Raw genomic sequence first — 11,617 nt, 5'->3', positions numbered from 1 at the left:
GATGACTAGCTTTTTCATTTTTATAGTTTGTTGAATAAATTTTTTAGAGATTCATCTTCAAGAAGGCTATCCTTATCGCCAGCTTCTTTGTAAGCCTTGATGTCTTTTTCTTCTTGATATTTTTGTCCTTTAGATTCTGCTTCTAGGGCTGATGTAAACTCTTTAAGCTTGATAGCAAGTTGAGTTTGATAATCAACTAATTTTTTAGAAGCAGCTTCATTTCCTTCGATTAAGGCTTCGTTGTAGTTATTTAGAATGTTTTTAGTAACTTGAGCATATTCTTTTAAATATTTTAAAGAATCTTGATATTTATCAGAAACATTAAGTCCTTCGATTTGTGCAATTAGACTATTTATATTAGCCTTAACTTCTTCAAGTTTTACAATTTGTTGGTCTTGAGTATATTTAGAAGCATTTTCAAAATAATATGACCTAAGTTCACTTATATTTTTTTGGAAGCCTTTAGCAATATCTTCAAGTTGTTTAGCTTCAGCATCTAAATTAGAAGCTGATTTAATAATAACTGTGTAAGTATCTGGATCCCAGCCTACATCTTCACCTAAGCTTTCAGCAATTAATCTAATAGGAACAAAAGTCCTATCTTTTGTGATTTCTGCTGCAACATCACTCTGTTTCTTTTCGCCATTTAGTAAATATTCTTTTTTATCAATTGTAATTAATAAACTTTTATCAGCTTTTTCAACCTTAACTTGTCTATTAGCTTCATCCCAATTCACTTTGTAGCCAAGAGATTCAGAAATTAACCTAATAGGAACCATAGTTCTATCATTTTTTATATAAGGTTTTGCATCAGCCGTTATAGTTTTTCCATCAAGACTTATAGTAACTTCTCTTTGCGCATGAACATTATTTATTGGAAGAATAAATAATAGTGCTAGCATAAATACGACAAATTTTTTCATATAATCTCTCCTAACTATTTATTGTTATTTGTTGTAGTTTTTGATGTAGATTTTTTTGTGGATTTTGTGGTCGATTTGGAGTTAGTTTTATCTGACGCAGAGGAATCACTTTTCTTTGTTGTAGATTTTGTAGTTGAATTACTTGATTTAACAGTAGATTTCTTCTTGCTATCGTCAAGTTTAGTATCAGAAGTAAAACTATCATCTTCATCTAGAAAAGTAGATTTATCATCCTTTAAACTAGGTGTGCTGTCTTTTTTAAATATACTTTCTATATATTTAAGACTAGCATCATTTGTACTTTGAATTTCAACAAAGGATTGATCTTCACGAGTTGGCATAATTTTGCCATTAGTTCCATCTAAATAAAAAATTAAATATTCCCTATTTGCAAGTAAATTATCAGGTAAAGCTATTACCACACTAGATAGATCGCCCTTATAGTCTTCGATAAAAGTATAGTTTGGTTTATTAGCTGGATCCATCTGAACCCTGACTCTGGATATGTAATCAGAATTTTCAACTAAATTACGAAGAGTTTCTTTGCTTGGGCTTTTGCTAGAATTAATAGCATCTTCTTCTAGTAGGTCGCTTTCTGAATTACTATTTTTATTAGTCAAGTTAATACTAGTGTTATTAGATTGTGTTTGCTTATTGTTAGAGCTGTCATCTTTTTTGCCACATGAAGATAGCATTAAAGAAGCAGACATAATTAAAATCATGGATAAATGTTTGCTCATAATTACCTCCTATTTAAAAATAATTATAACACATTTATAGTTTGAAATAAGCTAAAAACTAGCTTTATCTAAAAAATATAGCTTATGATATAATTTATAAAAGGAGTCACTATGCCAGAAGAAATATTTGAAATATTAAAAATATTAAACAATTTAAACTATAAGGCCTATTTGGTCGGAGGAGCCTTAAGAGATTATCTATTGGGAAAATCTACAAATGATTATGATATAGCTAGTAGTGCAAGGGCAGAAGAAATAGAAGAAATTTTTAAAGACTACCCTCACTCAAGCCCAGGCAAAAAATTTGGAACAGTTATTGTAAATTTTAAGGGATTAAATGTTGAAATTACAACTTTTAGGATAGATAGCAAGTATAAAGACCACAGAAGACCAGAAAGTGTTGTGTTTGCAGATAATATAGAAACAGATCTTAAAAGACGAGATTTTACAATAAATGCCCTAGCCATGGACAAGGATAAAAAGATTATTGATATAATGGATTCTAGAAAAGACCTTGAAAATAGACTCATAAAATCAGTTGGAGATCCCGATAAAAAAATAAAAGAAGATGCACTCAGGATGCTAAGAGCAGTGAGATTTGCAAGCCAACTAAACTTTAAAATAGATGAAGACTTAAAAAATGCTATTAAAAATAATAAAGAATTAATTAATTACATAGCCAAAGAAAGAATACAAGTAGAATTTAATAAAATTCTTTTATCAGACAAGCCTTCTATCGGACTAGATCTTTTAGAAGAAGTTGGACTTTTGGAAATTTTATTTCCAGATCTTGCAAAATGCGTAGGTTATGACCAAAAAACTCCCTACCACAACAAAACTCTTTTTGACCATATAAAAAGTGTTGTAGATATGACAGAAAAAGATTTACCACTGAGAATGGCAGGACTTTTTCACGATATAGCCAAGCCTTTGTGTTTGAGCGTTGATGAAAATAATCTAGGTCACTTCTATGGGCACGACATTTTGGGAGCAAAAATGGCAGAAGAAATTTTAAGAGATTATAAATATCCCAAAAAATTTATAAGCCAGGTAAAACTTTTAATAGAAGAACATATGAAAGTTGCAGGCAAGATGAGTGATAAGGCACTTAGAAGGCAAATAAAAAGACTGGGCGAGGAAAATATAGATCCACTTTATGGACTACTTGTAGCAGATAGGTTGAGCACAGTAGAAGATAGAAATATTAGCGACCTGGACTATAATATAGAAAGAATACATTTTATCCTAGAAAACAATTCAGAAATACTTAAAAAAAGTTTTTTGGCAATAAATGGCAATGATTTAATGACATTAGGATTCAAAGAGGGTAAAATTATAGGAGAAATACTAAAATATTTGAATGAACTGGTAATAGACCAGCCTGAAAAAAATGAAAAAGAAATTTTACTAAATATAGTTAAAAATAGATATAGGTGATAAAATGGGAAAATTATTTGGAACCGATGGAGTTAGGGGAATAGCAAATCTTGAACTAACACCAGAGCTAGCTTACAAACTGGGTAGGGCAGCAGGTTCAATATTAGCAAAAGATAAAAAAGGTACAGCCTTAATAGCAAGAGATACCAGACTATCAGGAGATCTTTTAGAGAGCTCTTTAATAGCAGGCTTGATGTCAGTGGGGATTGATGTGGAACTTGCAGGAGTTATGCCAACACCAGCTTGTGCATACCTTACAAAAAACTTTGGCTACCTAGTTGGAGTTGTTATTTCTGCATCACACAATCCATATGAATATAATGGCATAAAATTCTTCACAAATGATGGCTATAAACTACCAGACAAGACTGAAGAACAAATAGAAAATCATATATTTTCTGATACAAGGGTTTATAAAAAAGTAGTCAAAGATCAAGTGGGAAGAATTGTAAAAAATGATAAAACAAAACACAGATATGCAGAATACTTAAAAACCCTAGTTGATCAAAGACTAGACGGTTTAAAAATTGCTCTAGATACTGGAAATGGCGCCTTATCAGACATAGCTGAAGATTTATTAAAATCACTAGGAGCAGAAGTTGTAATAATAAACAATAAACCAGATGGGAAAAATATAAATGACTCCTGTGGATCAACAAATCCAGAACTTATAGCAAAGCTTGTAAAAGAAACATCAGCCGATATAGGAATGAGTTTTGATGGAGATGCTGATAGGATAATAGCAGTTGATGAAAAAGGAAGAATCATTGACGGAGACCACATCCTTGCAATCTGTGCGACATACCTAAAAAAAGAAAATAAACTTCCGGGCAACACAGTAGTTGGAACAATAATGTCAAACATAGGACTTGAAAGATACTTAAAAACAATTGGAGTTGACTTAGTTCATACAAAGGTTGGAGACAGGTATGTATTAGAGGAAATGATAGACAAGGGATATATAATAGGTGGAGAACAATCAGGCCATATAATTTTCCTTGATAGCAACACAACAGGCGATGGACTTGCAACAGGACTTCATCTACTAGAAATAATGAAAAAATCAAACAAAAAACTATCAGAACTAAATGATTTGATGACAACATACCCACAAGTTTTAGTAAATGCCAATGTAAGGACAGACTTAAAAAATAGGTATATGGAATTTGACGATATAAAAGAAAAAATCAAAGAAATAGAAGATAAATTTAAAGGTGAAGGTAGGGTAGTAATAAGACCATCAGGCACAGAAAGTAAAATTAGAGTTATGATTGAAGGAGAAGACATAGACTTATTGAATAAATATGCCAATGAACTTGCAGAATTTATTGAAGATAAATTAAATTAAGGGGTAGATTATGAAATATAAAATTATAGCAGATACAGCTTGTGATTTAAGCAAAGAATTGCAAGAAGAATTAAATATTTCTTATGTTCCATTTAAGATCACAGTAGAAAATAAAGAATTTATTGATGATGACAATATTGACATAAAAGAACTTATAGAAGATATGGGAAATACTGAGATGCCTATAAAAACAGCCTGCCCAGCACCATTTGACTATCTACAAGAATTAGAAAAAGTAGAGGAAGATAATATATTTATAATAACCATAAGTAAACACCTATCAGCCTCATACAATTCAGCAAACATTGCAGCAAACGAATTTAAAGAAAAAAATCCGAACAAAAATGTATATGTAGTAGATTCTGAAAGTGCTAGTGCAGGAGAAACAAGCCTACTATTTAAAATGATAGATATATTAGATAAAGAAGATGACTTCGATTTAGCAATAGGAAAAATAACAGAAGCAGTAAAAAACAACATCACATTTTTTGTATTAGAAAGTCTAGACAACCTAATAAAAAATGGAAGAATTAAAAAAGTTTCTGGTTTAATTGCAAACGTATTAAACATAAGGCCAATCATGCATGGAGTAGAAGGCGATATAAAACTATATGAAATGAACAGGGGCTTCAAAAGAGCCCTATCAAAATTAGCAGACTCTTTAGGAAAAGTTTGTGATGACCTAGAAGAAAGAGTGCTATTTATATCACACGCAGATGCCTTAGAAAAGGCAAATGAATTTAAAGAAAAAGTAAAAGAATTATATAACTTTAAAGACATAGTGATTATCCACACAAAAGGACTATCAACAGGCTATGCAGACCACGGTGGAATAGTTATAGGATTTTAAAAATTAATAAAAAAGTAGGGGCGACCTACTTTTTATTTAAGTTATTAAAAAAGCTAAATTGATAGATATATATTCAATTACAATATAATATATAGTATGTACTTGTAAGTTTTTAATGCTTAGAAAAAAATTTCAAAGCATTTATTTATAATTAGAAAATTTATATTGTATTTATCATTTTAAAATTTTATGGAGGAAATAATGAAATTAAGAAAATATCTATTTATATTTTTTATCTTTATGTTATTTACGAGTGAGACAGTGTTAGCGGTTGATAATCCTTATAATTACCCAGTTGAAGAAAGAGTGGGTTCTAAGGTTCCCTATGAGATTAAATCTGAAATTCCGAAAGGATCTAGCTATGGGAAAATTTATTTTGGAGACTCGTTTACAAGGGGATTAGAGTTTCAAAAGGATAGTTTTAAGATAAAACTTTTTACAAAAATTGGAAATAAAAATTATAATATCTTAGATTTAATTCCAGAATATGAAAAATATAAGGACATTGCTGAATTAGGTGAATTAAAATCGGATAGTTCTGGTTTTAAATACACGCTAAACAAAGATCAGTATTCTGTTTTATCTAGGATAGATAATGATACAGATTTTATTTTGAACTATGAAGCTAAAATAACTGAAGATGCCTTAATATGTTATCCTGATGGAAGCTGCAGTCTTCATTATGGAAATAGTCCATCTAAAGGTAGTGTACCTGTACCTACTTCTTTTAAAGGTAGTAAAAATATCACTGTTATTTGGGATGACGATAATGATAGGGATGGGATAAGGACTAAGCAAGAAGTTTATTATTTAAAGCTTGATCCTGAGAATGGAGACAAGCCTAGCTTTAAAATTTTAGAAATACCAGCAAGAGGAAAAAACAAAGAAGAACATGCTTTTGGGAACATTCCTCATGATTGGGGAAATTATTTTCTAGATGGAAGAAATCTTGATGAATATGAAAAAATAGTAGATGGACTTAAGATAACCTACAAACACATACCAGAAAAAATAGATTTTAATATAAATGTAGTTTGGGAAGATGAAAATAATAAATTTAATACAAGACCAGACGAGCTGAATTTTTCAATTAATCCTAAAGAAAAAGACAATACTTATGCTATAGAAAGTAGTCAAAATTGGAAAAAATCCTTTAAAGAATTTGAATATGAAGAAGGACAAAAGATTTCTTATAATTTAAACTTTCCTGATATAGAGAAGTATGAAAAAAGTGTAGTAAAAAATGGAAATGATTATACTGTAAGCTACAAATCCAAATTAATAGAAGCAGGAAAAATTAATCCAATAGCTAAAAAAGATATAATAGCCAGCAAAACTTGGCTATGCGGTCCAGAATCTGACCATAAGCAAGTAGAACTTAATCTGTATAGAAAAACAAAATCTGTTGGCGAAGAATTGGTAAGTAAAAACTATGAAGTTAAAGAAGAAAACGGCAAATTTATCTATACTTGGAAGGATATGCCAGTAACTAACTCTAAAGGAGAAGTATATGAATATTCTGTAAAAGAGTTAGAAATACCAGAAAACTATGAGCTAAGCCAAGATGGACTAAATCTAGTAAATACTTATAAAAGTCCAATAGCTGATGTTAAAGTGGATGTTAAGTGGATCGGTGGAGAAGCTCAGAAGACAAAAATCACATTATACAGGAAAAACTCTAATACAGAATTAGAAGAAGTTGGAATATTTGACTCTGATAAAAATAATTTATCAAAAGTTTTTGGAAATCTCCCAATAACTGATAAGGATGGAGTAGCTTATATTTATTATGCTCATGAAGAAAAAGTGCCAGAAGGATTTACAGTTTCTTATAGTGAAGATAAATTAACAGTTATAAATACAAAAATTCCAGAAGAAAAGCCTAAAGAAAAAGAAGAATCAGAAAATAATATAAGAGTTAGTCCTAGTCGAAATTCATCTAGGTCTATTTTAAGAGGAATACCAGAAAAAGAAGATAGTTTGAAATATATATTTACGATTAATGAATTTGACTACAAGGAAATAAGAAATAATAGCGAAAGGACATATAGGATGGACGTAGCTCCTGTTATTAGAAATGATAGGACTATGTTGCCTATTAGATATGTTGCAGAAGCCTTAGATGCAGAAGTTATATGGAATGAAGAAACAAGAGTGGCAAGCTTTATTAAAAATGGATTAAAAGCTGATATCCAAATAGATGGAGATGAAATAGTTTTATCTAATGGAAAAACCATTAAAATGGATTCTAAAGCTTTAAATATTAATTCAAGAATTCTTCTTCCAATAACAAATGTTGCCAATGTTTTTGGATTAACAAATGGAGATAGTAAAGATAATATAAAACAAGATATAGAGTGGGACGAGGATTCAAGAACGGTTACAATTTATGTAAAATAAAATGAAAAAGAACTGACCTTTAGCTTGACTAAAAAATCAAGTACAGGTCAGTTTTTTATATTAAAAATATGGAATAGAAATTCAATAAAGCTAAAATTTAAATAAAAATACTAGCGAAGAAAAATTTCCACGCTAGTAAATAATTATAAGTTTAAATTATTTTATATTTCTATTTTTTTATCTTCTAAGATTTTAGAAAATTCTTTTGCTTTTTCTACTATTTCATCTGGATAGTTTTCGATTCTTAAAATTTCGATTGCATTTCTTGTCTTTGATGGACCTTCTTTTAACTTGTAATCAAAAACTATATCCCTATTTTCAATAATTTCTTCAAAATGATAATTATCAAAGTTATCGAGTAGTTTTGTAAGTTCTATATCATGGCTTGCGGCTATAACAAGTCCTTGCTTAGACAAGTATTTTAAGGTAAATAGGGCAGCTGAAATCCTGTCTATTGTGTTTGTTCCCTTAAAAATTTCATCTAATATATAAATGCTATTTTTATTTTCTATCATCCTTTTGATTGCCAAAGTTTCAGCCATAAAGTAAGAAACATTTTTATCTATGGAATCTCTAATATCTATAGCAGAATATAAATTTTTTCTAGGCAAAGAAAAATAATCTGCAAAGGCAAAGCCAAGTGACTCAGCAAAGATTATATTTGATCCAAGACTTCTTAAAAATGTAGATTTACCAGATGCATTCGATCCAGTTAAGAGTATAGACTTATTAAATTCGAAGGTATTTGGCACGCTTGAACCCTTGTAATAAAGGATAGGATTGTGAAGATTTTTTGCAGATAATAAATTATCTTCCTTAAAATCCACCATGCACTTATCTTCGATGCTCTCGTAACTTATGGCAAGTCCAAGATACATATCTATATCTGCAAGGTCCTTATATAAATTGTTAATACTTTCAAGATTTTCATTTACAAAATCAGTTGATTTACAAATTGTTCTAGCTTGGTGCAAAAATAGATTATCAAAACTTGTATAAAGGAAGTCTATGTCAGACCCAGTTTTTGTATAAATAGATCCTAAATTTTTTTTGATTAATTTTATAAGATTTTCATGTCTGTCTAAATCTTCTATCAAGCCTTCTAGTTTTAAGTCAGATTTTTGCAATTCTAAGTAGAGACTTTGTAAATTTCTTATTGAAAGAAAACTTTTATATTTAGCAGAGCTTAGCTTAGAAATTTTGTGGTTAATGACTCCACTTACAATTCTTAAAATAAGAAATAGAAGAAGAGCAAGGAGCATATTTATAAAAAATAAGGCAAGTGAAAATAAATTCAAGAAAAAACAAGCATATATAAGTGGCTTCATTGCCTTTATTTTTTCATCAGGGCTAGAAGTTTTTAAAAGTTCAAAGAAATCATCATCTTTAAAATTTATGTATTTTAAAAAGTTCTTTCCAAGTTTACTTGCAGCTTCTTTATTTTCTAAAATTTCATCTATGATTTTTTTATCTTTTATAGAATAGTTTAGACTATGGAGCTTTTTGTAGAGGGCTTGGGACCCAGCTATAGAAAAGGACCTATCAAAGTATGAAAAAATTTGGTCCATTTCTAAGTCTTGCCAAGTTAGGGAGTCTACTTTTTCTTTTCCATCTAGCAAAAATTTAATATTTTGAGAATTATATTTTCTTTCTATTTGCTTTTCCCAAGCAGATTCTGCCATAAATTTTAGATTTTCGTTATAAGACCTATTCAGATAGATATTATAAGAAATTACACAAGTTATTATTACTAAAAATAAAATCAACAGGACCAAATAATCATATGGCATTTTATCCTCCTTATTTATCTTATTTACATATTTTCCTTATATTCTTTTACAAATTTATTTATATCAGCTAGTAGGTAGAAAGAGCCGCACCAAAGAATAAGGTCGTCCTTATCTGCAAGTTCTAAACTTTTTTCAAAGGCTTTTTTCCTATCCTTAATTGGATAAGTGTTGGAATTATATTTTTTTACTTGCTCATCAAGGCTAGCTAGGTCTAATTTTCTTGGGTTATCTATTTCTGTTAAGACAACTGCATCTGCAAGTGGAATTATTTTTTCCAGTATATGTTTAATGTCCTTATCTTTTAAGATGCTGTAGCCAAGGATCAATCTTTTGTATTTAAAATTTTTGATTCCATCAACAAGAGTTTCTATACCAGCTAGGTTGTGAGATCCGTCGAGAACTATTTGTGGATCTTTTGCAACTAATTCTAGTCTTGCGTGGTTTTTGCTTGCATAGATTGATTTTTTAATTACTTCATCGTCTAAATCAAAATATTTTTTTAACCTATTTAGAGCAAGGATAGCAAGGGCTGCATTGTAGGCTTGGTATTTTCCCATAAGGCTAGTTTTGATGTCCTTATAGTCTAAAAAGTCAAAAATATTTCCAGAAATATCTGATTTTTTTATTTGCACATCTTCTTTTTCAAAAGTAAAAATTTGAGCTGATTTTTCCTTTGCAATTTTATAAATTTCATCTCTAGCTAATTTTTCTTGAGGGTATAGGCAAAGGTCAACGCCTTCTTTTATAATTCCACCTTTTTGATAGGCAATTTTATCTAGGCTATCGCCAAGAATTGCAGTGTGGTCTAGAGAAAGTGAAGTTATTATTGTTAGGATTGGTTTTTTCATTGTATTTGTTGCATCAGTTCTGCCACCAAGTCCAACTTCTATTATCGCAAGATCAACATTTTTGTCCCTAAAATATAGGTAGGCAATTGTTGATAGGATTTCAAAAGTTGTAGTATAAAAACCTTCTTCATCAAGTCTTATACAAATTTCATAAACTTTTTTTAAATATGCTAAAAAATCTTCTTCAGATATATATTTATTATTTATCTGAATTGATTCATGTATGCTATCTATATATGGAGAAATGAACATACCACAAGAAATTCCAGAATCTATAATCGCTTTTGACATAAAATTAATAACTGATCCCTTGCCGTTTGTTCCTGCGACATGGACAGTTTTTATCTGGTCTTGAGGGTTTGAAAGTTCTTCTTGAAGTTTTTTTACATTTGTTAGTCCGTATCCACCTTGTGGATCTCCTCTGTCAAGGAGCCATTTTATATAATCCATTTTTACCTCTTTTTAATAAATTTTTCTAAAACAAGTATAATAAAGCAATAATCTATAATCAAGAAAATATGATTATTTTATCAGGCTTATTATTCCATTTAGCTTGTAATTTTCTTTTTGTCGTCTAGCTGAGTTTAATTTAAGGTCATTGTAGGTTGAAATATTTGAGATTTCTATGTTTTCTTTTTTTATTCCAGCTTCTAAAAGTATATCGAGATTTGCAGCTACCATATCTAGCTTATATTTTTCCTTATAGCCAATAAAAAATTTATCCCTATTTTTAAAATCTTTGAAAGCATCATAGACATCTTGTCCAACTTCGTAATTATCTTGGTCAATTGATGGTCCAATATAGGCTAGGATATTTTCTTTTTTACAAGAAAAATCATTTACCATTTTTTCAATTGCCTTTTCTGAAATTCTTTTTGCAGTTCCCCTCCAACCAGAATGAACGCAGGCCTGAACTTTTTTTACAGGATCGAAGAGCAAAACTGGTGTGCAGTCTGCAAATTTAATTACAAGTGCCAAATTTTTCTTATCTGTTATTAAGCCATCAGTTTCTTCAAATATTTTCCCGCAAAGAAAATCATCTCCGTTTTTTCCATCACAATATTTTATATTGTTTGTGTGGGTTTGGACTCCGTAGTAAACTTGGTCTGGATCTATATCAAGTTTTTTAAAAAGAGAGTCCATATATTCTTTTAATTTTTCTTTTTGTCTTATATATGAAATATCAAATTCTGATCCACTTATATAATTTATCAATCCGTTTTTAGCTAATAATTCTGATTTCAATTTTTACCTCCCAATACAAGAACATACTTATTTCAT

The 11,617-nt window shown here is 29.8% G+C and carries 9 protein-coding genes; 4 read left to right on the top strand and 5 right to left on the bottom strand.

Annotation, left to right across the window (positions count from 1 at the left end):
• Positions 1–20: 20 nt before the first annotated feature.
• Both HGPB_RS08425 and HGPB_RS08885 read right to left on the bottom strand, forming a co-directional pair.
• Complete coding sequence (locus HGPB_RS08425) at positions 21–923, bottom strand: copper amine oxidase N-terminal domain-containing protein (RefSeq protein ID WP_019132108.1); 903 nt, start codon at positions 921–923, stop codon at positions 21–23.
• A gap of 14 nt (positions 924–937) precedes the next feature.
• On the bottom strand, positions 938–1,663 hold the full coding sequence (locus tag HGPB_RS08885; protein ID WP_019132107.1) for an LptM family lipoprotein: 726 nt from the start codon (positions 1,661–1,663) through the stop codon (positions 938–940).
• Positions 1,664–1,774: 111 nt separating this feature from the next.
• On the opposite strand from HGPB_RS08885, the gene HGPB_RS02485 reads away from it, so the two are divergent.
• The 4 genes from HGPB_RS02485 to HGPB_RS02470 all read left to right on the top strand — a co-directional run bounded on the left by HGPB_RS02485 (position 1,775) and on the right by HGPB_RS02470 (position 7,698).
• The gene (locus HGPB_RS02485) at positions 1,775–3,100 is read left to right on the top strand and encodes a CCA tRNA nucleotidyltransferase (RefSeq protein WP_019132106.1); all 1,326 of its coding nucleotides are present in this window, start codon (positions 1,775–1,777) and stop codon (positions 3,098–3,100) included.
• A gap of 4 nt (positions 3,101–3,104) precedes the next feature.
• Entirely contained in the window at positions 3,105–4,448 is a 1,344-nt protein-coding gene (gene glmM, locus HGPB_RS02480) for a phosphoglucosamine mutase (RefSeq protein WP_019132105.1), read from the top strand.
• Between the two features lie 10 nt (positions 4,449–4,458).
• Positions 4,459–5,298: a DegV family protein gene (locus tag HGPB_RS02475; protein WP_019132104.1), complete on the top strand. Its 840-nt coding sequence runs from the start codon at positions 4,459–4,461 to the stop codon at positions 5,296–5,298.
• A 201-nt stretch (positions 5,299–5,499) separates the two neighbouring features.
• Positions 5,500–7,698 carry a stalk domain-containing protein gene (locus HGPB_RS02470; protein ID WP_019132103.1) on the top strand — a complete coding sequence of 733 codons (2,199 nt, stop codon included), beginning with the start codon at positions 5,500–5,502 and terminating at the stop codon, positions 7,696–7,698.
• 161 nt (positions 7,699–7,859) lie between these two features.
• On the opposite strand, the gene HGPB_RS02465 is transcribed toward HGPB_RS02470, so the two are convergent.
• From HGPB_RS02465 to pgeF, 3 genes are all read right to left on the bottom strand, one after another.
• The gene (locus HGPB_RS02465; protein ID WP_019132102.1) at positions 7,860–9,488 is read right to left on the bottom strand and encodes a MutS-related protein; all 1,629 of its coding nucleotides are present in this window, start codon (positions 9,486–9,488) and stop codon (positions 7,860–7,862) included.
• A gap of 23 nt (positions 9,489–9,511) precedes the next feature.
• Complete coding sequence (locus HGPB_RS02460; RefSeq protein ID WP_019132101.1) at positions 9,512–10,786, bottom strand: bifunctional folylpolyglutamate synthase/dihydrofolate synthase; 1,275 nt, start codon at positions 10,784–10,786, stop codon at positions 9,512–9,514.
• Positions 10,787–10,858: 72 nt separating this feature from the next.
• Positions 10,859–11,581, bottom strand: a complete 723-nt coding sequence (gene pgeF, locus HGPB_RS02455; RefSeq protein ID WP_019132100.1) for a peptidoglycan editing factor PgeF — start codon at positions 11,579–11,581, stop codon at positions 10,859–10,861.
• Positions 11,582–11,617: the final 36 nt, after the last annotated feature.

It is taken from the genome of Peptoniphilus obesi ph1 (assembly GCF_000311865.1).
Taxonomy (GTDB): Bacteria; Bacillota; Clostridia; order Tissierellales; family Peptoniphilaceae; genus Peptoniphilus_E; species Peptoniphilus_E obesi.
This window is presented reverse-complemented; position numbering and strand designations above follow the sequence as displayed.

Coding starts and splice junctions, on each gene's coding strand:
- HGPB_RS08425 (WP_019132108.1), bottom strand. CDS start 923: ATGAAAAAATTTGTCGTATTTATGCTAGCACTATTATTTATTCTTCCA.
- HGPB_RS08885 (WP_019132107.1), bottom strand. CDS start 1,663: ATGAGCAAACATTTATCCATGATTTTAATTATGTCTGCTTCTTTAATG.
- HGPB_RS02485 (WP_019132106.1), top strand. CDS start 1,775: ATGCCAGAAGAAATATTTGAAATATTAAAAATATTAAACAATTTAAAC.
- glmM (WP_019132105.1), top strand. CDS start 3,105: ATGGGAAAATTATTTGGAACCGATGGAGTTAGGGGAATAGCAAATCTT.
- HGPB_RS02475 (WP_019132104.1), top strand. CDS start 4,459: ATGAAATATAAAATTATAGCAGATACAGCTTGTGATTTAAGCAAAGAA.
- HGPB_RS02470 (WP_019132103.1), top strand. CDS start 5,500: ATGAAATTAAGAAAATATCTATTTATATTTTTTATCTTTATGTTATTT.
- HGPB_RS02465 (WP_019132102.1), bottom strand. CDS start 9,488: ATGCCATATGATTATTTGGTCCTGTTGATTTTATTTTTAGTAATAATA.
- HGPB_RS02460 (WP_019132101.1), bottom strand. CDS start 10,786: ATGGATTATATAAAATGGCTCCTTGACAGAGGAGATCCACAAGGTGGA.